General features: G+C 32.2%; 25 protein-coding genes. 6 read left to right on the top strand and 19 right to left on the bottom strand.

Annotation, left to right across the window (positions count from 1 at the left end; genetic code table 11):
* Window positions 1-153 precede the first annotated feature (153 nt).
* The 4 genes from rpsO to P8H50_RS09950 form a co-directional block, all read right to left on the bottom strand.
* Window positions 154-423 (bottom strand): 30S ribosomal protein S15, encoded by a 270-nt coding sequence (rpsO, locus tag P8H50_RS09965; protein WP_300208490.1) that lies wholly within the window; start codon window positions 421-423, stop codon window positions 154-156.
* 105 nt (window positions 424-528) lie between these two features.
* On the bottom strand, window positions 529-1,386 hold the full coding sequence (gene accD, locus P8H50_RS09960) for an acetyl-CoA carboxylase, carboxyltransferase subunit beta (RefSeq protein WP_300208488.1): 858 nt from the start codon (window positions 1,384-1,386) through the stop codon (window positions 529-531).
* Between the two features lie 207 nt (window positions 1,387-1,593).
* Window positions 1,594-2,661, bottom strand: a complete 1,068-nt coding sequence (gene fbaA / locus P8H50_RS09955) for a class II fructose-bisphosphate aldolase (RefSeq protein ID WP_300208485.1) — start codon at window positions 2,659-2,661, stop codon at window positions 1,594-1,596.
* Window positions 2,662-2,777: 116 nt separating this feature from the next.
* Window positions 2,778-5,309 (bottom strand): BamA/TamA family outer membrane protein, encoded by a 2,532-nt coding sequence (locus P8H50_RS09950; RefSeq protein ID WP_300208482.1) that lies wholly within the window; start codon window positions 5,307-5,309, stop codon window positions 2,778-2,780.
* An 80-nt stretch (window positions 5,310-5,389) separates the two neighbouring features.
* Between P8H50_RS09950 and P8H50_RS09945 the strand changes: the two genes are divergently transcribed.
* On the top strand, window positions 5,390-6,106 hold the full coding sequence (locus P8H50_RS09945) for an RNA methyltransferase (RefSeq protein WP_300208479.1): 717 nt from the start codon (window positions 5,390-5,392) through the stop codon (window positions 6,104-6,106).
* A 94-nt stretch (window positions 6,107-6,200) separates the two neighbouring features.
* On the opposite strand, the gene P8H50_RS09940 is transcribed toward P8H50_RS09945, so the two are convergent.
* Entirely contained in the window at window positions 6,201-6,923 is a 723-nt protein-coding gene (locus P8H50_RS09940; RefSeq protein ID WP_300208476.1) for a porin family protein, read from the bottom strand.
* A gap of 1 nt (window position 6,924) precedes the next feature.
* Window positions 6,925-7,653: a bifunctional demethylmenaquinone methyltransferase/2-methoxy-6-polyprenyl-1,4-benzoquinol methylase UbiE gene (gene ubiE, locus P8H50_RS09935; RefSeq protein ID WP_300208474.1), complete on the bottom strand. Its 729-nt coding sequence runs from the start codon at window positions 7,651-7,653 to the stop codon at window positions 6,925-6,927.
* A 98-nt stretch (window positions 7,654-7,751) separates the two neighbouring features.
* Between ubiE and trkA the strand changes: the two genes are divergently transcribed.
* Window positions 7,752-9,101: a Trk system potassium transporter TrkA gene (gene trkA, locus P8H50_RS09930; protein ID WP_300208472.1), complete on the top strand. Its 1,350-nt coding sequence runs from the start codon at window positions 7,752-7,754 to the stop codon at window positions 9,099-9,101.
* Window positions 9,102-9,107: 6 nt separating this feature from the next.
* Window positions 9,108-10,613: a potassium transporter TrkG gene (locus P8H50_RS09925; RefSeq protein WP_300208470.1), complete on the top strand. Its 1,506-nt coding sequence runs from the start codon at window positions 9,108-9,110 to the stop codon at window positions 10,611-10,613.
* Window positions 10,614-11,043: 430 nt separating this feature from the next.
* Here the strand turns inward: P8H50_RS09925 and P8H50_RS09920 are convergent, their stop codons facing one another.
* Together P8H50_RS09920 and P8H50_RS09915 are read right to left on the bottom strand one after the other, a co-directional pair.
* Complete coding sequence (locus P8H50_RS09920) at window positions 11,044-12,231, bottom strand: pyridoxal phosphate-dependent aminotransferase (RefSeq protein ID WP_300208467.1); 1,188 nt, start codon at window positions 12,229-12,231, stop codon at window positions 11,044-11,046.
* Between the two features lie 30 nt (window positions 12,232-12,261).
* Window positions 12,262-13,356, bottom strand: a complete 1,095-nt coding sequence (locus P8H50_RS09915) for an acyl-CoA desaturase (RefSeq protein WP_300208464.1) — start codon at window positions 13,354-13,356, stop codon at window positions 12,262-12,264.
* A gap of 141 nt (window positions 13,357-13,497) precedes the next feature.
* On the opposite strand from P8H50_RS09915, the gene rsmG reads away from it, so the two are divergent.
* The 3 genes from rsmG to P8H50_RS09900 all read left to right on the top strand — a co-directional run bounded on the left by rsmG (window position 13,498) and on the right by P8H50_RS09900 (window position 15,176).
* Complete coding sequence (gene rsmG / locus P8H50_RS09910; protein WP_300208461.1) at window positions 13,498-14,127, top strand: 16S rRNA (guanine(527)-N(7))-methyltransferase RsmG; 630 nt, start codon at window positions 13,498-13,500, stop codon at window positions 14,125-14,127.
* Between the two features lie 142 nt (window positions 14,128-14,269).
* Entirely contained in the window at window positions 14,270-14,797 is a 528-nt protein-coding gene (locus P8H50_RS09905; protein ID WP_300208458.1) for an inorganic diphosphatase, read from the top strand.
* Between the two features lie 91 nt (window positions 14,798-14,888).
* Entirely contained in the window at window positions 14,889-15,176 is a 288-nt protein-coding gene (locus P8H50_RS09900) for a twin-arginine translocase TatA/TatE family subunit (protein WP_300208896.1), read from the top strand.
* A 61-nt stretch (window positions 15,177-15,237) separates the two neighbouring features.
* Here the strand turns inward: P8H50_RS09900 and nhaA are convergent, their stop codons facing one another.
* From nhaA to P8H50_RS09845, 11 genes are all read right to left on the bottom strand, one after another.
* Window positions 15,238-16,554, bottom strand: a complete 1,317-nt coding sequence (nhaA, locus tag P8H50_RS09895) for a Na+/H+ antiporter NhaA (RefSeq protein ID WP_300208456.1) — start codon at window positions 16,552-16,554, stop codon at window positions 15,238-15,240.
* A 37-nt stretch (window positions 16,555-16,591) separates the two neighbouring features.
* A complete protein-coding gene (locus P8H50_RS09890; protein WP_300208453.1) occupies window positions 16,592-17,233 on the bottom strand; it encodes an O-methyltransferase in 642 nt (213 codons plus the stop codon).
* Complete coding sequence (locus P8H50_RS09885; RefSeq protein ID WP_300208451.1) at window positions 17,233-18,318, bottom strand: amidohydrolase family protein; 1,086 nt, start codon at window positions 18,316-18,318, stop codon at window positions 17,233-17,235. Before P8H50_RS09885 ends, P8H50_RS09890 begins: the two co-directional genes overlap by 1 nt.
* A gap of 80 nt (window positions 18,319-18,398) precedes the next feature.
* Window positions 18,399-18,932 (bottom strand): 3-hydroxyanthranilate 3,4-dioxygenase, encoded by a 534-nt coding sequence (locus P8H50_RS09880; RefSeq protein WP_300208448.1) that lies wholly within the window; start codon window positions 18,930-18,932, stop codon window positions 18,399-18,401.
* Window positions 18,933-19,088: 156 nt separating this feature from the next.
* Window positions 19,089-19,871, bottom strand: a complete 783-nt coding sequence (locus tag P8H50_RS09875; protein ID WP_300208446.1) for an SDR family oxidoreductase — start codon at window positions 19,869-19,871, stop codon at window positions 19,089-19,091.
* A 58-nt stretch (window positions 19,872-19,929) separates the two neighbouring features.
* A complete protein-coding gene (locus tag P8H50_RS09870; protein ID WP_300208444.1) occupies window positions 19,930-21,366 on the bottom strand; it encodes an aldehyde dehydrogenase in 1,437 nt (478 codons plus the stop codon).
* A gap of 86 nt (window positions 21,367-21,452) precedes the next feature.
* Entirely contained in the window at window positions 21,453-21,857 is a 405-nt protein-coding gene (locus tag P8H50_RS09865) for a RidA family protein (protein WP_300208442.1), read from the bottom strand.
* 4 nt (window positions 21,858-21,861) lie between these two features.
* The gene (locus tag P8H50_RS09860; RefSeq protein WP_300208440.1) at window positions 21,862-23,259 is read right to left on the bottom strand and encodes an NAD(P)/FAD-dependent oxidoreductase; all 1,398 of its coding nucleotides are present in this window, start codon (window positions 23,257-23,259) and stop codon (window positions 21,862-21,864) included.
* Window positions 23,252-23,596 carry a hypothetical protein gene (locus P8H50_RS09855; RefSeq protein WP_300208438.1) on the bottom strand — a complete coding sequence of 115 codons (345 nt, stop codon included), beginning with the start codon at window positions 23,594-23,596 and terminating at the stop codon, window positions 23,252-23,254. Before P8H50_RS09855 ends, P8H50_RS09860 begins: the two co-directional genes overlap by 8 nt.
* A gap of 3 nt (window positions 23,597-23,599) precedes the next feature.
* The gene (gene kynU / locus P8H50_RS09850; RefSeq protein ID WP_300208436.1) at window positions 23,600-24,868 is read right to left on the bottom strand and encodes a kynureninase; all 1,269 of its coding nucleotides are present in this window, start codon (window positions 24,866-24,868) and stop codon (window positions 23,600-23,602) included.
* A 56-nt stretch (window positions 24,869-24,924) separates the two neighbouring features.
* A complete protein-coding gene (locus P8H50_RS09845; RefSeq protein WP_300208434.1) occupies window positions 24,925-25,536 on the bottom strand; it encodes a hypothetical protein in 612 nt (203 codons plus the stop codon).
* Between the last annotated feature and the right edge of the window lie 7 nt (window positions 25,537-25,543).

Raw genomic sequence — 25,543 nt, 5'->3', positions numbered from 1 at the left:
GTTAAACATTGGTAGTTGTGTTGTGTAGTAGTAATAGTTGCTGTACCAATGAAAAACTATAATTAGCTTCTTCAATTTTGGAGTTTAAACTCTTCCAAACGAGTTAGTTTATACCAAAAAACCACGCTGTAAGGCGTGGTCTTTATATTGAGATTATTTTCTTAATCCTAATTCTTTAACTATTGCACGATATCTTAAGACATCTTTTTTAGTTAAGTAATCTAGTAAAGCGCGACGCTTACCAACTAACATTACTAACGAACGCTCTGTATTATAATCTTTACGATTAGTTTTTAAGTGCTGTGTTAAATGCTCTATTCTTTGAGTAAATAAAGCAATTTGCCCTTCTGCAGAACCAGTGTTTTTTGAGTCTCCACCGTGCTTTTTAAAGAGCTCTTTTTTTTCTTCTTTTGATAAATACATTCTAATATTATTGTAAATGATTGTTATGTACACGAAAGCCTATCTTTCGAGCGGCAAATATACGTTTTTTTGTTTAATTGCAAAGTTTTTAGGTGTAAATTGAATTTAGGCTCTTAAAGGTTGATTTGTTATTAAATCTATGTAGAGATTTACTTTTTTCTTTAAATCTTTTCTTAAGGTAATAAAATCTAGAAAGCCATGTTCTAATAAAAACTCTGAAGTTTGAAATCCATCTGGTAAATCTTGACCAGTAGTGTCTTTTACAACTCTTGGTCCTGCAAACCCAATTAATGCTCCTGGTTCTGCAATATTAATATCGCCTAACATAGCAAATGATGCAGTTGTTCCACCTGTTGTTGGGTCTGTACACAACGAAATATAAGGTAAGCCAGCATCTGCTAGTTGTGCTAATTTTGCCGATGTTTTTGCTAGCTGCATTAATGATAATGCTGCTTCCATCATTCTGGCACCTCCAGATTTAGAGATAATCATGAATGGTAATTTGTTTTTAAGTGCATAGTCTGCTGCACGCGCAATTTTTTCGCCTACAACAGAACCCATTGAACCTCCAATAAAACTAAAATCCATTGCTGCAACTACTAAGTCTTTGCCTTTAGATTTGCCAACAGCACAACGTACTGCGTCTGTTAATTTGGTTTTTTCTTGAGCTGCTTTTAATCGGTCTGGATATTTTTTAGTGTCTTCAAATTTAAGCGGATCTCTAGACGATAAGTCTTTGTCTAATTCTTTAAATTTATTGTCATCAAATAATATTTCGAAGTATTCTTTACTTCCTATTCTTACATGGTAACCATCTTCTGGACTCACGTAGAAATTTTTTGCTAATTCTTCAGAATCTACAACTTTTCCTGTAGGAGATTTGTACCACAATCCTTTTGGAATGTCTTTTTTCTCTTCGGTAGATGTTGTTATTCCTTTTTCTTTTCTTTTAAACCAAGCCATATTTCGATTAACGATTTTAGGTTTACAATTTTAGAAGTACTCTAAAAAATCTATTTGTTAATTTGCTTTTACAAGCACACAAAATTACTCATTTTATTGTTACAACTCAAAATTTGTTTTCGCTATATCTAGAATTGTTTTTTTTGAAAAATAAAAATCCCATTTTAAAACTTTAAAATGGGATTTATAATCAAGGTTATAATTTACTTATAATGTGTTTACATTATTTAAATCTTTGAATGCTTTTTTAAGTCTTTCAACAAAAGTAATTTCTCCTTTTCTTAACCAAACACGTGGGTCGTAGTGTTTTTTATTTGGAGATTCTGGACCATCTGGAGAACCAATTTGAGTTTTTAAATAGTCTGCTTTTTCATCCATATAATCACGAATACCTGTCATAAATGCATATTGCATATCTGTGTCTATATTCATTTTAATGACACCATAACCAATGGCTTCTTGAATTTCTGCTTCTGTAGATCCAGATCCACCATGAAAAACAAAATCGATATGGTTGTGCGCTACACCAAATTTCTTAGAAATATATTCTTGAGAGTTTTTTAAAATTTTTGGAGTCAATTTCACATTTCCTGGTTTGTAAACACCATGAACGTTTCCAAAAGCTGCTGCAATGGTGAATTGGTCGCTTATTTTACTTAATTCTTCGTATGCATAAGCTACTTCTTCTGGTTGTGTATATAATTTAGACTCGTCTACATCGCTATTATCTACACCATCTTCTTCGCCACCAGTAATTCCTAATTCGATTTCTAAAGTCATACCCATTTTGCTCATACGCTTAAGGTAAGTTTTGCAAATTTCTATATTTTCTTCAAGAGGTTCTTCGCTTAAATCAATCATATGAGAGCTGTAAAGCGATTTGCCAGTTTCTGCAAAATGTTGTTCACTAGCATCTAATAAACCATCAATCCAAGGCAATAATTTTTTTGCACAGTGGTCTGTATGTAATATTACAGGTACACCGTAAGCTTCTGCCATTAAATGTACATGTTTTGCGCCTGCTATTGAACCTGCAATTGCAGCTTTTTGGTTTTCATTACTTAAACCTTTTCCTGCATTAAACACACCACCACCATTAGAAAACTGAATGATTACAGGAGCATTTAAAGCTTTAGCTGTTTCTAAAACACCATTAATTGTGTTAGAGCCTACAACATTAACTGCTGGTAAGGCAAAGCCTTTTTCTTTTGCTAATTTAAAAATAGCTTGTACTTCTTTTCCTGTTGCAACTCCTGGTTTTATATTATGAGACATGGTCTATTGTTTTGGTTGAAAATTGAGACTCAAAAGTAAGCAATTTCTAAATATTTATCTCTAAAATTGATGATAAAACTGCGAAAACGATATAGTGTTGGTAAGACAAATAGAGTTTAAAAAGGATAGTTAATCCCTATATTATACACAGCATTAGCAAAGTTATAGTCCTTAAACCAACGGTTGCCTTCGTTGTAAGCAGGATCGTATGTTTTAAAGCCAATATCTCCTCTAAGGATGAAGAAATTAAAATCGTATCTTAAACCAAAACCAGAGCCTACAGCAATATCTTTTATAGATGATATTGCATTAAAAGTGGAGGCATCATCATCTACATCATCAAGTACATTCCAAATGTTTCCTGCATCTACAAATAAGGCTCCATTAAGTGCGCCAAAAAGGTTAAAACGGTTTTCGGCACTTAAGGCAATTTTCATATTAGCTTCGTTAAATTCGTTTACAGATTGTGTGCTTCCAGGCCCAAGATTATAAGCAGACCATGCACGATTATCGTTAGCACCACCCCCAAAAAAACTTTTTGCAAAAGGAATGTTTGTAGAGTTCCCATAAGGAATAGCAATACCGAAGAAAGAACGGATTGCAATAACATTTTTAGCACCTAAATCCCAATATTTAACATAATCTAACTCTGTTTTTACATATTGTGAAAAAGCAACATTAAACAATTCGTATTTATCGTTGTTATTTTTTTGTAAGCCTAACATATTTGATGTTGCTGCTAGAACATTTCCTGCTAGTTCTAATCTTAGTCTAAAGATAGAGAAGTCGTTATCGAATAAGTTATCACGTCTGTCTTTGGTATAACTAAAATTTGTTGCTAGGATAAGGTTTTCTTCTGTAAGTCTTTCTTTTCTTTCGTTAATTGCTTTTACAGTTTGTAAGTCTGTTGTTGTAATGCCTGATACATTTCCACTTGTAGCGTCTGCAATAAATAAATTTGCTTGATTTGGTAATGCTAAAGTTTCGCCACTATTAATGTAACCAGAATTTATAGCAATGGTATTAAGTGAGTTGAAAGAATTTTCATATACATTAAAGTAGTTTCCTGTGTTTAGGTTTTTTACAAATTGTACGTTAAATACATCTAGTCTATTAGATACTTTATTATTTGGGAACCATCTGTAATTAAATGTTCCTGTTGCTGTTTGCTTATCTAAGCCTACATTAGTTTGGCTTGTTGTGGCTAAACTAATTCTAGTAGACGGAAACATAGAACTTGGTATTATTTTCTCGGTATTAAAAGGCGAAAACAACCTAGGAATTGTTAATCTTAAATTAGCACCTATTTCATTAATATCAAAAAACTGGTCACGTTCATTTGAGCCATCTTTAGAGGCACCAATAGATGCTATTCCAGAAAGCTCAAGAGTTTCAGCACCTTTAAAAACATTACGCATTAATAGACTTGGGTTTAAAGAAAAACCAATGGTTTGTATATTACTTTGTGATGCTTCTGCGCTAAAGCCCAGCGAAAAGCGTTTTAAAGGTGTTAAATAAATATTAGCAGTTAAAGTGGTATCTGCTGTATTTTCTACATATTCTATTTTTGGATACTTAAACGTTTTTAAATTACTAATTCTTCTAGATGTTAGTGATTTGTTTTTGTCTCTAAATAGTGTTTTTGGTTTTATAAAAACAGCATCAGTAAGCATTTTAGAGTTAAAACGTAGTTTTTCTTTACTATATATGTTATAACCGTTGTAAAACGTAGTATCTTTTATAGGAATGTCTTTATCCTCGAAAGCATTATTAGTGTAAATATTTACATCTTTTACTTTGTATATTTTAAAAGGTTCGTATAGTGTAGTATCTTCTTTTCTAATAGGTTTTTCGCTTATGTAAAGCTCTATATTTATTTTTTTTGTTTTTCCAATACTATCCATTTTAAACAAAATATTATCCTGAGAAAAATGATAAACTCCAGAGTTTCTTAACATGTCTGTAATACGGTCTCTTTCTGCTAAGCCATCGTTAGTTTTATATTGTTTATTAGGTTTAATTAAAGATTCACTTAAACTATTTTGGTACAAAGAGTCTATAACTGGAGTTTCAATATTTGTTGAGAGCGAGTCTATAATGTAAGGTTCACCTGTAATTACTTTATAAGTTACACTTGCTCTTTGGTTGTCGTTTCTTATGGTTTCGAAATCTGTTTTAACGTCTAACCATCCATTATTCCAATAATAGTCTTCAAGTCTTTTGGCTGTTTTTTTTGATAGCGAATCGTTAACAATTACAGGAGCTTCACCAGTTTCTTTAAGCCATTTATTAAAACCAAGCTTCATTCTTTGTCCTTGATTAAATTGTTTTTTAGACAAAAATCGAGTTTGTCTTGCTGTGCGTTTTGGGTTGTTTTTAACTCTAGCTTTTAAAATAGAGTCTAAATTTGGTCGTGCCCAATTGTATAGATAAAGTCTTGTTTTAAAGTTAATATAGGGAATACTACTATTTGGTTTCTGGTGGATAAGGTTTGTTACAGCTTCGCTCTCCTCGTTTTTGTCGTTAACCTTTATTGTGGTTTTTGTTAGCAGATGTGCGTTTTTTGGCACACGTTTAATAGAGTTACACGAGGTTAGAAAACCAAAAATTAAAATAATAAATAGTATTTTTGAATCTTGTATTTTCAATTAAACAATCTTTAAAAGGATTTGTATTGACTTTAAACTCTAATTTTGAATCTCCAGAAGTTCAAAAATACATTTTTTAAATGCTATCAAAAAGCCAAATAAAATTAATAACGCGTCTCAAGCAAAAAAAATATAGAATTGCTGACGGTTTTTTTGTTGCTGAAGGTTTAAAAGTCATTAACGAACTTTTAGAATCTTCTTTAGAATTACATCATTTGTTTACGACAGTGTCTTTCAAAAGTTATACCAATAATCAAACACTAATTACAGATGTCGAGTTAAATAAAGTTAGTTTTTTAACCACACCAAATAAAGCGTTAGCGATTTTTAAAATACCAACACCCAAAGCCATAGATTGTAAAGGATTAGTTGTTGCTCTAGACAGTGTGCGAGATCCTGGAAATTTAGGCACTATTATAAGATTGTGCGATTGGTTTGGTATTAAAGAATTAGTGTGTAGTAAAGAAACGGTAGATTGCTATAATCCTAAGGTAATACAAGCTACAATGGGCTCGATTACTAGAGTAAATATTAACTATTTAGATTTACATCTTTTTTTATCGGAAGCTGAAATTCCAATTTTAGGTGCTTTTATGGATGGTGAAAATGTTTACAAAAGTAAATTGCCAAAAACAGGTGTGCTAATAATGGGAAATGAAGCTAATGGTATCTCTGAAGCTATAGAAAAACAAGTAACACAACGTGTTGCCATTCCAAGATTTGGAGATTTACAGGCAACAGAAAGTTTAAATGTTGCTACTGCTACTGCTATATTTTTAAGTGAGTTAAAAAGGTAAAAAGTTATAAGTGCTTATTGTTAAAAAGTATTTAAATTTAGCCACTTGAGCACATTATTTAAAAACTACAACTGTACATACTACAATATAAAATCTATCTAAACGTGAAATTAATAAAAACACCACGTGTTTGCATAGAATTAATATTACCTGTCCAAGGACTATTAGGATCTACATCTCTTACTAACTCATCGTTTAGAGCAAAAACACCACGAATTGAGGGTGTGAATTTAAACCAATATAAATAGAAATCTATACCAAAACCAACTTCGAAAAACTGAACGCTTCTGGCAGTTCTAAATCGTCCTCCAGTGTTGTCTTCAGGATTTTTTTCGTTGCTAGATAAGTTTAACGAGGTCGCGACACCAAAAGTAATGTAAGGTTTAAAATTATTAACACGCTTTGTAGAAAGCCTCATTAATAATGGAATGTATACATAAGTCGATTTAATTTCTCGTAAAAAATCTGAAGGACTTAAGTCTTCTTCAGGAATACCTTCAAAATAATTTTCTGGATATTGTAAATTTCTTGAGGCAATTACTAAACCTGGTTCTAACCTAAAGTTTATATAGTCGTTTACACGAACATCTGCAACTAAACCCACATTAAAACCTATAGATCTTACGGTTTCTACATCTCCTATATTATCATTATAATCTATTTTAAAATCTAGATTATTGGCGCCAAAGTAATATCCCCAACTAAGAGATTGTTTATCCATACTTTGGTTGTTCTGAACTTTTTCTCTAGTAAATAACTGCGCAGAACAAACAGAAGTGGCTGTAATAAATAGTATTAGTGCAATTAGTTTCTTCATGTTATTTTTTTGATGCTTTGTAAATTGTTGCCACTCCAAAAGTTTGTGGTAAATCTATAACATTAATAAACCCAATATTACGCAAAATATTGTTTAAATTTTCACCGTAAGGAAAAACTGAAGCGCTTTCGCTTAAATACTTGTAAGCTGTTTTGTCTTTAGAGAATAATTTTCCTATGGTTGGTAGTATAATTTTAGAGTGAAATGTGTAGCCTTGTTTAAATGGGAATTTTGTAGGTACAGAAGTTTCAAGAATTACAAAGGTACCACCAGGTTTTAGTACACGTAAAATATCTTTTAAACCATTCTCAAGAGTTTCAAAATTTCTAACTCCAAAGGCTACAGTTATAGCATCAAACGAATTATCCTCAAAAGGCATATTTTCGCTATCTCCAATAATCATTTCAATTCTATCGTCTAGTTTTTTTGCTGTAATTTTAGTTTTTCCAATATCAAGCATTCCGCTACTAATATCTAAACCAATAATTTTACTAGCCTTAGTTTCCGCAAGGTTAATAGCTAAATCTCCTGTTCCTGTAGCTATATCTAGAATACTATCTGGATTGGTAGCTTTAACTATTTCCACCACCTTTTTTCTCCATTTAATGTCTATTCCAAAAGAGATAACACGATTTAAACCATCGTACTCTCCAGAAATCGTGTCGAACATTTTAGTAACCTGTTCTTTTTTGCCAAGTTTACTATCTTTATAAGGGTTTACTTTTTCCAAAACTATTTTTTTGCAAATATAATACATTGCTTAGCCTTTAAGAAACAAGAAAACAATTAATTAATTATCTTTGTCATTCGTTTTATATAAATCAAAGAATGAAAATAATTATTGCTGGAGCTGGTGAAGTAGGATTTCATTTAGCAAAATTATTGTCTTATGAATCGCAAGAAATTACGTTAATAGACACAGATAGAGCAAGTCTTTCTTACGCAGATAACCATTTAGATATTAAAGTTTTAAAAGGAGATGCGACCTCTATTGCTATGTTAAAAGAAGCAAAAGTAGAAGGTAGTGATCTTGTAATTGCTGTTACAGCCTCAGAAACCACAAACATTACGGTTTGTGTTTTAGCTAAGCAATTAGGTTCTAAACGCACAATTGCTAGAATATCTAATACCGAATTTATTACGCATAAGGATGAGGTTGGTTTTACACGCTTTGGTATAGACGAGCTTATTTCTCCTGAAGCTCTTGCTGCATCAGAAATTCAATTATTATTAAATCAATCTGCTTTTAATGAAAGTTATGAGTTTGAAGATGGAGCACTTACAATGGTGAGTTTAGATTTGGCAAGAACCGCTTCTTTTGTTGGAAAATCTGTAAAAGAGGCCGCTCAGCATTTTTCTGAAATTCACTTTGTACCTATAGCAATTCAACGTTTTGGAACACAATATACAATTATTCCTAGAGGCGACACGCAGTTTAAAGAAGGCGATACTGTTGTATTTATTACAAGCGCAGGAGGAGGAGACGAGTTGTGTAAAATGACAGGAAAAACAAACACAGCCATTAAAGATGTAATGATTCTTGGTGGAAGTAAAATAGGGTATAAAACAGCTAGAGATCTAAGTGAAAAACAATTTAATGTTAAGTTAATTGAAAATAATAGAGATGTTGCTTTCGATTTGGCAGATACTCTAGAAAAAGTGCTAGTTATTAATGGCGACGGAAGAAATGTAGAGCTTTTAGAAGAAGAAAATATTAGTGATATGGATGCTTTTATTTCTGTAACTGGAAATTCTGAAACTAATATTATGTCTTGTCTAGTAGCAAAATCTAAAGGTGTAAAAAAGACGATTGCTTTGGTTGAGAATATGGATTATTTTGAGCTATCTCATTCCATAGGTATTGACACATTGGTTAATAAAAAACTATTAGCAGCCAATAACATATTTAGGTACGTAAGAAAAGGCGAGGTTATTGCCATGACTAAGCTTAACAACATGAATGCAGAGTTGTTAGAATTTAAAGTCAAGAGCGATTCTAAAATTTGTAATCAGCAAATAAAGGATGTTTCGTTTCCACGTTCTGCAATTATTGGAGGAGTTATAAGAAATGGCGAAGGATTAATTGCTTTAGGGAGTTTTAAAATACAAGAAGGCGATTATATAGTAGTTTGCTGTTTACCTAGATCTATAAAAGAGGTAGAAAAATTGTTTTTATAATCTACTATGTACAAAAGCCTTAAACTTAATTATAAAATTATTTTCCATTTCTTTGGTTTACTATTTCTGTTTAATGGTGGTTTTATGCTATTATCTGCTATAGTAAGCTTAATTTATAAAGATGGTGTAACATTAAAACTATTTTTATCTGGTTTAGTTACCTTACTTATTGGTGTTTCTGCAATGGTTTATACTCGAAACCATAAAAAGGAAATGAATAAACGAGAAGGTTACATAGTAGTATCCTTTGGTTGGATTGTTATGGCACTATCTGGTACTATTCCTTATGTTTTTACTGAGGCGATTCCTAGTTTTACAGATGCCTTTTTCGAAACCATGTCTGGATTTACAACTACAGGTGCATCTATATTAAATGATATTGAAGCAGTCCCAGAAGGTGTTTTATTTTGGAGAAGTTTAACACATTGGATTGGTGGAATGGGTATTATTGTTCTTGCGGTGGCTATTCTACCATTATTAGGTATTGGTGGTATGCAGCTTTTTGCAGCTGAAGCTCCTGGCCCAAGTGCAGATAAATTACATCCTAGAATAACAGATTCAGCAAAGCGGTTATGGCTTATTTATTTTGGCTATACAGCTGCAGAAACTATTTTGCTTAAAGCAGCAGGAATGAATTTTTTTGATGCTATAAATCACTCTATGAGTACTTTGTCTACAGGAGGATTTTCTACAAAAAATGCTAGTGTTGCTTATTGGAATGCAATGCCAATGGTACAGTACATTATTATTGTATTTATGTTTTTAGCAGGAACAAATTTTGTGCTAAGTTACTTTGCTTTTAAAGGCAAAATCTCTAAAGTTTATAAAGACGAAGAGTTTAAACTCTATTTTAAATTTATAGCAATTTTTACAATTTTGGCTGCAGTAATTATATATTTTAATGCAGACCTTAGTCTTTCTACTATAGAACATCCACAAGTTTTAGGAGTTGGTGAGAGTGCTTTTAGACACAGTTTATTTCAAGTTCTAGCCATAATTACTACTACTGGTTTTGTTACTGCAGATTATACACTCTGGACACCTTTTTTAACCATCTTCTTTTTCGGATTAATGTTTCTTGGTGGTTCAGCTGGTAGTACTTCGGGTGGAATAAAAATTGTAAGACACTTAATAACCATTAAGAATGGATTTTTAGAGTTCAAGCGTACATTACATCCTAATGCTATTTTACCTGTTAGGTATAATAAACGTTCGGTTTCAGGTGATATTGTTTTTAATATTTTAGGATTCTTTATATTATACTTGTTGTCCTTTATTATAGGTTCGCTAGGTTTTTCTATGATGCAAATAGACTTTGAGTCTGCCATAGGATTAGCAGCTTCAAGTTTAGGAAACGTAGGTCCAGCATTAGGAGATTTTGGTCCTGTAAATAATTATGCAGCTTTACCACCAATTGGAAAGTGGTGGGCCTCTTTTTTAATGCTTATTGGACGTTTAGAGTTGTTTACTGTACTAATTTTATTAACACCTTTCTTTTGGAGGAATAGGTAGTATTATATTTTTTAATTGACCTTCAATTAGGTATATGATACATTTTTCATTACGATTTGTCGTCATAATATAACCAGAAAAAACAGTGTGATGAAATCAATCATCAAATCAAACATTCATACTTCTTACACTGGTTTTTTAAATTCTAATTATCAATCTATTGTAAAATAGAATTTTAAAAATTTAAAGACAAACTCTATTTCTGTTTAAAGCAACCTGAAAAAAGTGAACAATTGTATTTATGTTGTACCTTGAGTACTGTAAAAAAGTTTGTTGTGTTTGCATAAGAATTCTTGTTGCTTTAAGCTAATATTTATAATTGAATAAAGGCATTATACTAAACAGTCCACTTTGGTTTGACGGATTACAGTTATAAAAAAAGCCTCTGTAATCAATCAGAGGCTTTATATTTTTTATGAGTATTAGTTATTTAAACCAAAGCAGCTTTAATCCTCTTAACAGCTTCTTTAATTTGCTCTTGCGAAGCGGCATAACTTATTCTTATACAATCTGGATTTCCAAAGGCATCACCTGTTACTGTAGCCACAAGTGCTTCTTCTAATAAATAAAGTGAAAAATCTGTAGCGTTATGTATAGTTTTTCCACGTAAGGTTTTTCCGAAGAAAAAAGAAACATCTGGAAACACATAAAAAGCACCTTCTGGTGTGTTGGTTTTAAAACCTTCAATATCTTCAAGTAATTGTAAAACCATATCACGACGTGTTTTAAATTCGTCAATCATATAATTTATCACACTAGGCTTTGCATTTAAGGCAGTAATAACAGCGCGTTGAGCAATACAGTTTGTACCACTTGTTACTTGACCTTGCATTTTATTACAAGCACGAGCAATCCAATCTGGAGCACCAATATAACCAACTCTCCAACCTGTCATGGCAAACGCTTTAGAAACGCCGTTTACGGTTACAGTTCTATCAAACATATCTTCTATTCCTGCCATACTCGCGTGTGGTTTCCCCGTATAGTTTATATGTTCATAAATCTCATCTGAAACAACGTAAATATTTGGATGCTTTCTTAAAACTCCAGCCAAAGCTTCTAATTCTTCTTTACTGTATAAAGAACCGCTTGGGTTACAAGGCGAACTAAACCAAAGCATTTTTGTTTTTGGTGTAATAGCTGCTTCAAGTTGTGAGGCAGTCATTTTAAAATCTGTATCTATAGACGTTTTTACTTCAACAGGAATACCTTCTGCAACCTTTACAATGTCGCTATAACTTACCCAATAAGGACAAGGTAAAATAACCTCGTCTCCCTTATTTAGCATGACTTGTGCAACGTTATATAACGATTGTTTTGCACCAGTAGATACTACAATTTGTGGCAAGGTATAGGTTAAATTGTTATCGCGTTTAAACTTTGTAATTACAGCCTCTTTTAATTCTACATAACCATCTACTGGTGAATAAGAGTTGTAATTTTGATTTATAGCTTCTATTGCTGCATTTTTAATAAAATCTGGAGTGTTAAAATCTGGTTCTCCTAAACTTAAACCTATTATGTCTTTGCCTTCGGCTCTAAGTTCTCTTGCTTTTGCTGCCATTGCTAAAGTAGCAGAGGTAGACATATTCGTTATTCTATCTGAAAGTAGGTTCATTGTAAATTGTTGATTGAAAATACATTAAAATTAAGCCATATTAGGTTTCATACCTAATTCTTTTAGTTGTTGATAATGCTCACCAATGGCAGTCCAAATAGAGTTGTACTCATTGTAAGGCAAACTAAATTCTTTTGCTGTTTCTTTAACGATTCTTGCTATATTTTTGTAATGAACATGGCTTATATGTGCAAATAAATGATGTTCTACTTGCCTATTTAATCCTCCTGTATAAAATTCTACCAACCAACTTTTAGGTGAAAAATTAGAGGTTGTAAATAATTGATGAATTGCCCATGTGTTTTTCATGTTGCCTTCTTCGTCAGGAACAGGCATTTCAGTATTAGGCATAACATGTGCTAATTGAAAAACAACACTTAAAATCATTCCAGCGGTGTAGTGCATAATTAAAAAGCCTATTAAAACCTGCCACCAAGTGTAACCTAAAGCTAATGGTAAAACCACCCAAATAGTGTAATAGGTTATTTTGCCTATAATTAATTTTGTCCATTGTGTTGCTGGTTTTGGAAATTTACCATAAGACAACTTTCTCTTTAAATATACATAAGTTTGTTTAAAATCTGTAGTAATTGCCCAATTTACTGTTAATAAACCATACAGTAAAAACGCATAATATTTTTGGTATTGATGAATTTTTAACCATTTAGAATGTTTAGAAAAACGAATAATTCTTCCTGCGTCAATATCTTCATCGTGTCCTTGAATATTAGTGTATGTGTGGTGCAAAACATTGTGTTGTACTTTCCAATTGTAATCGTTACCAGCTAAAATATGAATACTACTTCCCATTAATTTATTAACCCATTTTTTGCTAGAAAAGGATCCATGATTGGCATCATGCATCACATTCATTCCTACTCCAGCCATACCAATACCTATAACCATCATAGATATTATTTGAAGCCAAGTCGGTAACTCTACTGTTAATATAAGAATGAGTGGTCCAAGTAATAATGTAAACATTACTATGGCTTTAAGATATAACTTCCAGTTACCAGTTTTTTTAATATTATTTTCTTTAAAGTAAGTGTTAACACGTTTGTTTAATGTTTTAAAAAACTTTGCAGAGTCTTTTCTTGAAAAAGATATTGTTTGTTTTGTCATGCTATTAATTTTTTATACCTAAAACGATGTTTTTTAAGTATTAAGTATATCTACAAAGATAAATAATAATGACGTGCTTATAAATTAATTTATCATAAAAATGCACAATAATTTCTCTACTTTTGCTCAAAATTTAAAAACATGGAGCTCATTCTTAAGTATTTTCCTAACCTTACACAAGATCAAATTAATAAGTTTGCTAAACTTGAATCATTGTATCAAGATTGGAATTTAAAAATAAACGTTGTGTCTAGAAAAGATATAGACGAGTTATATTTACGCCATGTCTTACATGCTCTTGCAATTGCAAAAGTTATAACTTTTAAAGAGGAAACAAAAATAATAGATGTTGGTACTGGAGGAGGTTTCCCTGGAATTCCTTTAGCAATATTATTTCCAGAGTGCGATTTTCATTTAGTTGACAGTATTGCTAAAAAGTTAAAAGTTGTAAACGAAGTAGTTGCTGGTTTAGGTCTTGAGAATGTTAAAACAACACATTCAAGAGTAGAGGATATAAAAGGTACTTACGATTTTGTAATAAGCAGAGCAGTTGCTGCCATGCCTACTTTTGTTCATTGGATAAAAGGAAAAGTATCGAAACAACAAAACAATGCACTTAAAAACGGAATCCTTTATCTTAAAGGCGGAGATTTAACAGAAGAATTGAAAGATTATAAAACAGCAACTATTTATAATATTTCAGATTTCTATTCAGAAGATTTCTATGAAACTAAAAAGATTGTTCACTTACCCATAAAGGTAAGACTTTAATTATTGCTTTTAAAAACGTAAACTATAAGAGAATATCGTTAATTTTAATCTAAAGCGAGATTACTTGTGCATACTTAAAGAATCTTGTATTTTTGCAGCCCGAAAAACAACAGTTTTTTATAAAAAATAATAAATATTTTAAATGAGTCCAGCAGGAAAATTAACGTTCGACGTTTTAATAGAAATTCCAAAAGGGAGTAGAAATAAATACGAATACGATTTCGAATTAGGTAAAATACGTTTCGATCGTATGTTATTTTCATCGATGATGTATCCAGGAGATTACGGTTTTATTCCAGAAACATTGGCATTAGATGGCGATCCATTAGATGTTTTAGTAATGGGAACAGAGCCTACATTTCCAATGTGTGTAGTAGAAGTAAAACCTATTGGAGTGTTTCATATGGCAGATGAAAAAGGGCCTGACGAAAAGTTAATATGTGTTCCAGTTACAGACCCAATATGGAATACTTATAATGATATCAACGATTTAAATCCGCATAGAATTAAAGAAATTACACATTTTTTTCAAGTTTATAAGGATTTAGAAAAGAAGAAAGTAGATGTTGGTGGTTGGGGAGATGCAAAAGAAGCCTACGATATTTTAAATAAATGTATAGAACGTTACGAGAATAGCGAACATAAAAAAAATGGTGATTTTACCATTTAAATTCTATGATACGTCTTTGTAAAAAAGCCTTTTGAAATTTATTTTAAAAGGCTTTTTACTTTTAAAACTATTTACTTACTATATTTGCAAAGTGATACAGTTAACAACATTTTTATTTATTGGAGGCCAAGAGTTTATTTTAATTATACTCGCTGTAGTTATGATTTTTGGCGCAAAAAATATTCCAGAAATAGCACGTGGTCTTGGTAAAGGTATGCGTATGCTAAAAGATGCGAGTAATGACATTAAAGGCGAAATTACTAAAAGTGCAGAGCAAAATGGTTTAGATACTAGCATTACTAAAGATGTGCAAGACGAACTTAAAAAGGTAAAAGACGATTTAGAGGATTTTACAGGTTCTATTAGAAGAAAAATGTAGTATTTTCCTTTTTATTAAATAATAATTTTTAGCATTATTTCTTTAGTTAACCTTTATTGGTCTATAATTTATCAGCTTTACTAGAGAAACGTAAAATTAAAAATCCTAATAATCCTGAGGTAAAAGAACCAATTAATATACCAACCTTAGCTGAGTTAATACTGATTAAGTCTCCTGCAAAAGCTAAGTTGTCAATAAAAATAGACATTGTAAAACCTACTCCTGCAATACTTGCAATTCCTATTATTTGTTTAAAGTTAACACCACTCGGTAACTGCGTTACTTTTAATTTTAGGCCTAAATAACAAAACAAAGTAATGCCTAATAATTTACCAAAAAACAGACTAATTGCAATATTGCTCATTAAAGAAAAGTTGAAATTGTAAGAAGTGCTAATCACAACACCTGCATTGGCAAAAGCAAAGATTGGTAAAATTAAATAAGCTGTAAAGCTGTGTAGTTTATGTTCTAAGAACTGAAGCGGAGAACGTACTTTAAATGTTAAATCGTCTAAGTTGTCTATATTATTAATTTCGTCTTCGCTTAAAAGGTGTTTGTTGTTATTCTCTTCTCCAGCAGCATTTTGAGCTATTTTATTAGATAATATAGACAAGTTTTTTGAAAAAGAAAAAATATTAATTCGTCTTTTAATAGGCACAGTAAATGCTAAAAGTACACCTGCTATGGTTGGGTGAATTCCAGATTTTAAAAAAAGAAACCAAACAATCGTAGCAATAATTAACCCAACAGCTAGTGAGTAATTAAATTTATAATATATTAATGCAAGAAACCCAATTAAGGCCAGAGCGATTAATACTAAAACCCAATTAATTGCGGCACTGTAGAAAATGGCTATAACTAGTACAGCTGCAATATCGTCTATAATTGCAAATGCAGTAAGAAAGATCTTTAAGCTTAATGGCACTCTTTTTCCTAATGTGCCTAAAATAGCTAAAGCAAAAGCAATGTCTGTTGCCATTGGTATTCCCCAAGCTTTTGTTGTATTTGGGTCTTGATTTAATACTAAATATAGTAACACAGGTATTAAAACACCACCTAGAGCAGCTACTAAAGGAAACGTAGCCTTTTTAAAAGTATTTATTTCGCCAATTAATAATTCTCTTTTTAATTCTAGACCGATTAAAAAAAAGAAAATAGCCATTAAGCCATCGTTAATCCAAAGAATTAGAGGCTTTTTCAATTCAAATCCTTCAGTAGAAATTCCTAGTCTATAATCCCAAAGCGTTAAATAGCTGTCTCCAAAACTAGAATTAGCCCAAACTAAAGCAACAATAGTTGCTCCAAATAATAATATACCAGAGAGGCTTTCTAGTTTTACAAATTTCTGAAAAGGTGTTAGCAGTAAATCTTTAATCATTACTTTTTTAGTATTAAATTGTTTTTCTGAAACAAAATTAAAACTTTCTACTAATAGTCAATCCGTCGCGAATAGGCAACACTACAGTTTCTATGCGAGAATCTTCTTTTAAAAGTGAGTTGTATTCTAAAACGGCTTTCGTCATTTTATCTTTTGGATCTAATACTTCAATCACTTTGCCACTCCATAAAACATTGTCAGATAATATGATTCCTCCAGTTTTTAGTTTGTTAATAATTAAGTTAAAGTAATTAACATAATTATCTTTATCTGCATCAATAAAAACTAAGTCAAATGTCTTATTAAATTTTGGTATTATTTCTAAAGCATTACCAAGATGTTGAAAAATTTGTGTTCCATATATAGATTTATCAAAAAATTTACGTTGAAAATCAATGAGTTCTTCATTAATATCAATAGTATCAATAGTACCTTCCCTTTGTAAACCTTCAGCTAAACACAATGTAGAATAACCTGTAAAAGTCCCTATTTCTAGTATGTTTTTAGGGTTAATTAATTTTGAAATCATACTTAATACGCGACCTTGGTATGGACCACTAGACATACGAGGCTGTAATATTTTTTGAAAAGTTTCTCGAGTTAATTGTTGTAGTAATTCTGGTTCATTTTCAGAATGTGCAACAACGTAATCGTCAAGTTTTTCTGGTATAAAATGCATTAGCCTAAAATACGTTTTACTAATTTATCTTTTGCCTCTTGGTCGTCTCCACAAAGCCACTGTATTACGTTGTGTTCCCAAATAGCATCACGTTCGGTTTCTGTAATAATTTTTCTTTCGATGGCTAAATCTAAAATTTTACCAGGATAAGAACTTTGTTTTTCACTTTCCATTTCTCCTAAAGGATAGGGATCGTCGAGTCCCATGAGTACTTGTTTAGAACCTTGATTTCTTATTAAAAGTTCTAATCCTCCTGTATCGTGAACTAACGTATCGAAGAAAATGTTTTTGTGTCCAACTGCTTTTCTTGGATGCGTTTTACCTTCAAATAAATCTGGTCTACCATCAAAACCTTGAATACGTCGTCCAAGGTTAATTTGTGCTAATTGTCCTCCATGTGCAAAGCAAGTTCGCATGTTTGGATACTTATCTTGATATCCATTTAATGTTAAGAAATGATAAGCATCTGCACATTGTGCTAACATCCAGATTAAATGAAAACGCCAAGAAGTATTTTCTAATTTTATAAATTTTTCTCCATCGTATGGATGTATTTCTACTGCCAAATTATACTTATTGGCGAGTTCAAAAATAGGCTCGTTTTCTTCATCAAAAATACAACGCCAAGTACCAATGGTATCCATGTAATGTGTTGGTAAGCATAATAAACGCATCCCTAATTCTTCGACGCAGCGTTCTATTTCCCAGCAAGCACCACGCACAAAACCAGGATGAACCACAAAGCCACAAGTAAATTTACTTGGGTTTTCGCGTTGTACTTTAGCATTAAAATCGTTTTGAAAACGTAACGCTTGTTTCATCTCTTCCACATGTAAACCATTGCCATACAATTGTGATAAGTTAAGTACCACAGCATGATCTAGTTTGTTACGCTCCATCCACTCTAACTTCTCATCTAAAAAGAAACTAGAATCTGTAACTGGACGACTCCAATCTTTCTGGAGCATAAACTTACGGTCTTTATCAACCCAAAAAATACCTTTATCATGCATAAACTGAGGAATGTCTTCAGGATATGGTAATAAGTGTGAGTGACCGTTTATTCTTAGTTTTCGTTTGCTCATATTTGTTATTCCTGCATAAGCAGGAATCTACTTTTTAGTTAAAATTATAATGGATTCCTGGATATGCAGGAATGACAATGCTAATTTAATTGCACTTTCTTTGGTGGTTGCATTACTTGACCACAATTTGGGCAGCTACGTTTGTTTGAATCACCATAATATTTATCAAATATTGCAGGCATATCTGTTTCAATATTATCTAAAGTAAAATCTTCTTCATATAGTTTTGTTGTACAATTCTCACAAAACCACAATAAAGCATCTTTCATGCCTTTTTCTCTAGGATATTCAATTACTAAACCAACAGTGTTAGCGCCACGTTGTGGAGAATGTGGTACTTTAGGTGGTAATAAAAATATTTCTCCTTCTTTAATAAGTATATCTTTTGGAGTGCCTTTATCTATAACTTTTAAGGTAATATCACCTTCTACTTGATAGAAAAATTCTGGTGTTTCATTGTAGTGGTAATCTTTTCTGCTATTTGGACCACCAACAACCATAACAATAAAATCGCCATCTTTCCAGACTACTTTATTACCAACAGGTGGTTTTAAAAGGTGTCTGTTTTCTTCAATCCATTCTTTAAAATTTATAGGCGGAAATAACTTACTCATCATTTTATATTTTGGGCGTTACCAAGGCATGCAAAAAAGCATTGTCTTGGTCAGGCTTTCGGCAGTCGCTCTCTTCAAGGAGCTCCAACAACGCTTCAATCCTTAACGCAAATTTATCAATTCAATAAAAATAGGAATAAAAATTGAGAAATTGAACTATAAACTCTTCGTTCTTCCTCCATCTACAGGAAGATTAATGCCGTTAATATAACCAGCACGTTCACTTGCCAAAAATGTAATGGCATCTGCTAATTCTTCTGGTTTTGCAAAACGTTTAGCAGGAACTGCACTTTTCATAGCATTTGCAGATTCTTCTTCTGTATTTCCAGATTTAGCAGATTTGTTTTTTATAATTTCAGTTAAACGCTCTGTTCCTGTAGCTCCAGGAAGTACATTGTTTACGGTAATACCAAATTGCCCTAACTCGTTAGCTAAGGTTTTACTCCAGTTGGCTACTGCACCACGAATAGTGTTGCTTACACCTAAGCCATCTAATGGTTGTTTTACAGAGGTTGAAATGACGTTTACAATTCTGCCATAACATTCGCTTTTCATAAATGGAACAACAGCTTGTGCTAGTACATGATTACATTTTAAATGTTGTGTAAAAGCACTTTCAAACTCCTCAACATCAGCAGAAAAAACTGGTCCGCCTTTTGGGCCACCTGTATTGTTTATCAAAATATGAAAGCCATGATTTTGTTTTACATAAGCTTCAACCTTTTCTTTTAATGTTTTCGGATTAGAAAAATCAGCAACTATGTAATCGTGATTTCTATGTTGAGGTAATTGGGCTAATGTTGCTTTTAGCTTCTCTTCATTTCTAGCAATAAGAGTAATTTGTACTCCTTCTGCTGCTAAAGCCATAGCTGTTGCTTTACCAATTCCTGCTGTACTTCCACATACTAATGCGTATTTGTTGTTTAGGTTTAAATTCATGTTCTAAGTTCTTTTGAAACCTCTCGACTGTACTCGAGGAGACATTTCTTTTAATTTTTTAATATTTTATACAAACATTTTTAGCTTCAGTAAAGAAACGTAACGCTTCAAAACCACCTTCACGTCCAACACCAGAGGCTTTTACACCACCAAATGGTGTGCGTAAATCGCGAAGCATCCATGTGTTAACCCAAACAATTCCTGCTTGTAATTGATTACTCATGCGCATAGAACGTTTAAGGTTGTTAGTCCAAAGTGTTGCAGACAATCCGTATTTCACTTTGTTTGCCATTTGCAAGACTTCGTCTTCTGTATTAAAAGGCATTATGGTTACTACTGGTCCAAAAATTTCTTCTTGGTTTACTCTGCATTCATCTGTAGGAACTTCTATAACAGTAGGTTGCAAATAATAGCCATTTTCGTAACCATTTACAGAAACTTCATTTCCTCCACAGAGTATGTTTCCGTTTTCTGTTTTGGCAATTTCTATATATTCTTTTACTTTTTCTAAATGTGTTTTAGAGACTAATGCGCCAATATTAGTTGAAGCTTCACTTGGATGCCCAACTTTTAAAGCCTTTATTTTTTCAACAAAATCTTTTTTAAACTTTTTATAAACAGTAGCTTCTACAAAAATGCGACTTCCACATAGGCAAATTTGACCTTGGTTAGCAAAAGAAGATCTTACAGTTGTGTCTAACATATCGTCATAATCGCAATCTGCAAAAATAATATTTGGGTTTTTTCCACCTAATTCTAGCGAGAGTTTTTTAAATAGTGGTGCAGCAACTCTTGCAATATGTGCTCCTGTTGCTGTTCCTCCTGTAAAACTTATCGCTTTAATGTCTTCATGCTCGATAATGGCTTGACCTGTAGATCCACCAAGACCATGCACTATATTTAAAACGCCTTTTGGGAGTCCAGCTTCATTACAGATTTTACCTAATAAATAAGCTGTCATTGGTGTGACTTCACTTGGTTTGGCAACCACACAATTTCCAGCAGCAATGGCTGGAGCAATTTTCCAGGTAAATAAATAAAGAGGTAAATTCCATGGAGAAATACAACCTACAACACCTATAGGTTGACGTAATGTGTAATTTATGGCTTCTCCAATACTTTCGTGGCTTTCGCTTGCAAACTGTGTAATAGCATTACCAAAAAACCTGAAATTACTTGCAGCTCTTGGAATGTCTACTGCTTTTGCTAAACTAATTGGTTTGCCATTGTCTTTGCTTTCTGCTTCAGCAAAACGATTTAGATTAGCTTCAAGTAATTCGGATATTTTTATTAAAATTCTACTACGTTCATCTATACTTGTTTGAGACCAAACAGGAAATGCAGATTTTGCAGCGATGTATGCATTCTCTACATCTTCTTTAGTTGAGTTTGGTATTTGTCCGTATACTTCTCCGTTACTTGGGTTATAGTTATCTATCCAATTATTTTGAATTGGATCGTGGAAATTGCCGTTTATGTAGTTTTGAATGTTCATATTTTTTTGTCATTTCGAACGAATACGAGAATATTATGATGTGATTCCTAGTTGCTGTGCTCCTTCGGAATGACAGAATAACTAAATTATTTCGGTTTATAAGCCATCACCTTAATCTCAATTACCAAATCTGGATGAGGTAATTGATGTACTGCTACTGTAGTGCGTGTTGGTCCTGTTTCTTTTTCGAAAAACTCTGCATAAGCCTTATTATAATCTGCAAAGTCATTCATGTTTACTAAAAAGGAAGTGACATCTACTACGTCTTTTAAACTGGCTCCAACTTTTTTAAGGTTGGTGTCTATATTTTTTAAAACCTCTTGTGTTTGCGTATAAGCGTTTAATTTTTTTGTTCCCATTTCGTCAATAGTATCCACTCCAGCTATGGTATTGTCTGCTCTTCTAGAACTGGTTCCTGAAACGAAAATAAAATCGCCTACTTGTCTTACATGTGGATATGCTCCTCTTGGTGTTACTGTTTTTTCACTCATAATTTTATTTCAATCCTGCAATTCTATCGTCTTCTAGAATGGCATTAGTTTCTTGTTGCACTTTTTTTAATATAATTTTTAAATCGTCTTTCATGTTAATGGTTTTGTCTGCAATCATATTTAAAATTGCTTTGTCTTGCGCTCTTCCTTTTTTCATGGCTTGGCTGTACGGAATGTCTTCTTTAAAAGTTACCATCGAGTATTTCGAGAAATACTCTTCAGGAAATTCTTTTTCTAAAGCCATCTCTAAAATACGCTTTTCTTTAAACATTGGGTTTGCCACATGATCACGCATTTCGTAATAGTTATCTATGGCTAAGTCTGCTATTGCATCTGTATCTGCTTTTCTTGTTTTTTCGTATACTTTAAAAATGGTTTCCCAATCGCCTTCATGTTGCTCTAAAACAGTATTAAATACAGTGACATCTTCAAAAGAAGCATTCATGCCTTGTCCATAAAATGGCACAATAGCATGTGCAGCATCACCTAATAATACATTTTTACCTTGGTAATGCCAAGGTGAACATTTTATAGTGCCTAAAGGTCCTGTTGGGTTATTGGTAAATTCTTCAAGTATATTAGGAATTAAAGCTAAAGCATCAGGAAATTGCGATTCGAAAAAGGCTTTTATAGTTTTTTCTGTAGTAAGATTATTGAAATTATATTCGCCTTCCTCATAACTTAAAAAGAGCGTTACTGTAAAGCTTCCATCTAAATTAGGTAGTGCAATTAGCATGTATTCGCCTCTTGGCCAAATGTGTAAATAGTCTTTACTTATTTGGTGTTTGCCTTCTTTTGAGGCAGGAATTTCTAATTCTTTATAACCGTGTGTTAGATAATTTTGAGAAAAACTGAACAAAAATTTACGTTCTAAAAAATAGGCTTTACGTAAAGAGGATCCTGCACCATCTGCACCAAAAAGGACATCGCCTTTTGCTTCAAATTCTTTTTTGGTTTCGTAATCGTAAAGTTGTGCTGTATTATTTTCTATATCTATACTATTGCATTTTTTATTAAAATGAATGGTTAGATTGTCATATTTATCAGCTTCAGTAAGTAGCAATCCGTTTAGCTCTCCTCTAGAAATAGAGTTAATAAATTCGCCTTTGCGACCAGAATAGTTAGAAGGAAATGTATTGCTTTGTGTGTCGTGCATTAATCTACCATACATTGGTATACATAAGGGTTTGACTTTGTCTTCTATTCCTGCTAATCGTAGTGCTCTTAAACCACGAGCAGATAGTGCTAAGTTTATTGAACGTCCTGCAGAGATATCGGTTGTACGTAAATCTGGTCTGCTTTCGTAAACGTTAACAGTATAGCCTCTTTGTGCTAAACGTAATGCTAAAAGACTTCCGCAAAGTCCTGCTCCAATGATTAGTATGTTTTGAGATTTAGGCATTTAGTTTGTTTTTTAGATATTGAATTTCTTCAAATGATAATCTTAGTTTTTTTAATGATACTATTTGTTCTTTGTCACTATTAGTCACGATTTTTAATGTATCGTTTAGAGAGTTAAATATGATTTTGTTAAAATCGTTATACTCAATATTTGTAATAATTTCACCTTTTATTAAAAATAAAATTCTTTTATCTGTAATAAAAAAACAATCATAACCCTGTTTAGTAAATAAGCTAAAAATACCTAGGATTTGAAATTCCCAAAATGATACTTCACTTTTCTTTTTTATTTTAACAATAATGTTTTCTCCTCTAATTATTTTATGAAATGTATTCAAAATTTAATTCAAAATAGCTTTCAATTTATCAACCATTCTATAAACATCTTCAAAAGTATTATACAAAGGCACAGGAGCACAACGTATTACGTCTGGTTCTCTCCAATCTGTAATAATATGTGCTTCGGTTAATTTTTTATGTAAATTTTTATCGGCATCTTTTACTTGAATAGAGAGTTGACAACCTCTTTCAGTTGGATTAGATGGTGTAATTATTTTAATTTTATTGTTGTTTAATTCATTAATTAAGAACTCAAAATAACCTGTTAGTCTTTCAGATTTCTCGCGAAGTGCATCCATTCCGACTTCGTTAAACATATCTAAAGAAGCCTTAATTGCTGCCATAGATAAAATTGGTGGATTACTAAGTTGCCAACCTTCTGCACCAGGAATAACATCTAGAGGTTGCCTCATATTAAAACGAGTAGCTTTATTATGGCTCCACCATCCAGCAAAACGTTTTAATTTTTTATTATGTGCATGTTTTTCGTGTACAAAAAGTCCTCCTAGACTTCCAGGTCCAGAGTTTAAATATTTGTAAGTACACCAAGCTGCAAAATCTACTCCAGAGTTATGTAAATCTGGTTTTATATTACCAACGCCATGTGCTAAATCTATGCCAACCATACAGTTTTTAGCATGACCTAATTGTGTTATTTTTTTTAAATCTAAATATTGCCCTGTGTAATAATTTACACCTCCAATAAGTAGTAAAGCAATTTCATCGCCTTGTTTTTCAAGTATAGTTTCTAAATCTTCAATGTTTAAAAGCTCTTCGCCTGGTCTTGGTTTCCACTCTATTAAGCCTTCGTTTGCATCAAAACCATGAAAATCTAATTGTGTTTGTACAGCATACCTATCGCTTGGAAAAGCATCACTTTCTATTACAATCTTGTATTTTGTTTTTGTTGGTTGGTAAAAACTTACCATAAGTAAGTGTAAATTAGTTGTTAAAGTATTCATTATAACAACCTCAATAGGTTTTGCACCTACAATTTTCGCCATAGATTCTGTTAGGAATTCATGATATGGCATCCATGGATTTTTAGCTTCAAAATGGCCTTCTACACCAAAATTTGCCCAATCTTCTAATTCTTGCTGAATGTATTTTTGAGTGGCTTTTGGTTGTAAACCAAGCGAGTTTCCTGTAAAGTACAGCCAGTTATTTCCGTCTTTGTCTTTTGGAATATGAAATTGCTCTCTATAATGCGATACTGTATCTTCTTTGTCTAATTGCTTAGCATAGGCTATACCTAAAATATGGTTTGACACTTTTTAGTTTTTAGTTGTTATTCTGTAATTACTTTAATATTCGTGAAATTAAGGTTCTAATTGCCTTCAGCTTTTTTATGGTCTTGAGCTATTTTAATACCACTAAATTTCTCGTAGTTTTCAAAGGTATTGGTCATTGATGGTTCATTAGCATTTGCTTTTCTATAAACCCATTCTTTTATAATAAAGTAGTCATCATAAAAAATATCATAGGCATCGCCTGGTGTATAACCACCATCTGAAGGATAGGTTAACGTAACTTTATTAAGTTCTATTTTACTTATAGGTGCTTCAACTTTAAAAGGTTCTCCTAATGTTGCGCTAGTGTCCCAAATTAATTGAAAAGGTAACAAAGCCCAATATTTATCGTTAATGAAGGCGCGATCTGTGTTTATGCTTTCTTGTTCTATTTTAGACGTGTTGTATGTAATAGTGTCCTTTTCTGTAAGCATTGTTACCTCGTTTGCTTTTGGTTTCCATACCCAAGAACGCCCAAAATGAGAACTGTCTTTGTTAACATTAAATGTAAAGTGAAATTCCTTAACCTTATCCCAATTTTCAAAACCATGCGCATTAGCAATTTTTTGAGCTAGTGTTAATTCAATTTCAGGTTTTTCTTGTTTGCAAGACGCTAAAATGAGCACACAAATAATAAGTAATCTATACATGGTTTTT

It is taken from the genome of Lacinutrix sp., from assembly GCF_029238095.1.
Classification (GTDB): Bacteria; Bacteroidota; Bacteroidia; order Flavobacteriales; family Flavobacteriaceae; genus Lacinutrix.
The sequence above is the reverse complement of the archived record's forward strand: the minus strand, read 5'-3'. Positions and strand labels throughout refer to the sequence as shown.

Excerpts from the sequence above, each read along its gene's own strand:
- P8H50_RS09890 (WP_300208453.1), bottom strand. The coding sequence starts at position 17,233 with ATGCATTTTATACCAGAAAAACTTGACGATTACGTTGTTGCACATTCT.
- rsmG (WP_300208461.1), top strand. The coding sequence starts at position 13,498 with ATGGAGCTCATTCTTAAGTATTTTCCTAACCTTACACAAGATCAAATT.
- P8H50_RS09915 (WP_300208464.1), bottom strand. The coding sequence starts at position 13,356 with ATGACAAAACAAACAATATCTTTTTCAAGAAAAGACTCTGCAAAGTTT.
- trkA (WP_300208472.1), top strand. The coding sequence starts at position 7,752 with ATGAAAATAATTATTGCTGGAGCTGGTGAAGTAGGATTTCATTTAGCA.
- P8H50_RS09865 (WP_300208442.1), bottom strand. The coding sequence starts at position 21,857 with ATGAGTGAAAAAACAGTAACACCAAGAGGAGCATATCCACATGTAAGA.
- P8H50_RS09945 (WP_300208479.1), top strand. The coding sequence starts at position 5,390 with ATGCTATCAAAAAGCCAAATAAAATTAATAACGCGTCTCAAGCAAAAA.
- P8H50_RS09880 (WP_300208448.1), bottom strand. The coding sequence starts at position 18,932 with ATGAGTAAGTTATTTCCGCCTATAAATTTTAAAGAATGGATTGAAGAA.
- P8H50_RS09925 (WP_300208470.1), top strand. The coding sequence starts at position 9,108 with ATGTACAAAAGCCTTAAACTTAATTATAAAATTATTTTCCATTTCTTT.
- accD (WP_300208488.1), bottom strand. The coding sequence starts at position 1,386 with ATGGCTTGGTTTAAAAGAAAAGAAAAAGGAATAACAACATCTACCGAA.
- nhaA (WP_300208456.1), bottom strand. The coding sequence starts at position 16,554 with ATGATTAAAGATTTACTGCTAACACCTTTTCAGAAATTTGTAAAACTA.
- P8H50_RS09845 (WP_300208434.1), bottom strand. The coding sequence starts at position 25,536 with ATGTATAGATTACTTATTATTTGTGTGCTCATTTTAGCGTCTTGCAAA.
- fbaA (WP_300208485.1), bottom strand. The coding sequence starts at position 2,661 with ATGTCTCATAATATAAAACCAGGAGTTGCAACAGGAAAAGAAGTACAA.
- P8H50_RS09920 (WP_300208467.1), bottom strand. The coding sequence starts at position 12,231 with ATGAACCTACTTTCAGATAGAATAACGAATATGTCTACCTCTGCTACT.
- P8H50_RS09905 (WP_300208458.1), top strand. The coding sequence starts at position 14,270 with ATGAGTCCAGCAGGAAAATTAACGTTCGACGTTTTAATAGAAATTCCA.
- rpsO (WP_300208490.1), bottom strand. The coding sequence starts at position 423 with ATGTATTTATCAAAAGAAGAAAAAAAAGAGCTCTTTAAAAAGCACGGT.
- P8H50_RS09940 (WP_300208476.1), bottom strand. The coding sequence starts at position 6,923 with ATGAAGAAACTAATTGCACTAATACTATTTATTACAGCCACTTCTGTT.
- P8H50_RS09860 (WP_300208440.1), bottom strand. The coding sequence starts at position 23,259 with ATGCCTAAATCTCAAAACATACTAATCATTGGAGCAGGACTTTGCGGA.
- P8H50_RS09875 (WP_300208446.1), bottom strand. The coding sequence starts at position 19,871 with ATGAATTTAAACCTAAACAACAAATACGCATTAGTATGTGGAAGTACA.
- P8H50_RS09870 (WP_300208444.1), bottom strand. The coding sequence starts at position 21,366 with ATGAACATTCAAAACTACATAAACGGCAATTTCCACGATCCAATTCAA.
- P8H50_RS09885 (WP_300208451.1), bottom strand. The coding sequence starts at position 18,318 with ATGAGCAAACGAAAACTAAGAATAAACGGTCACTCACACTTATTACCA.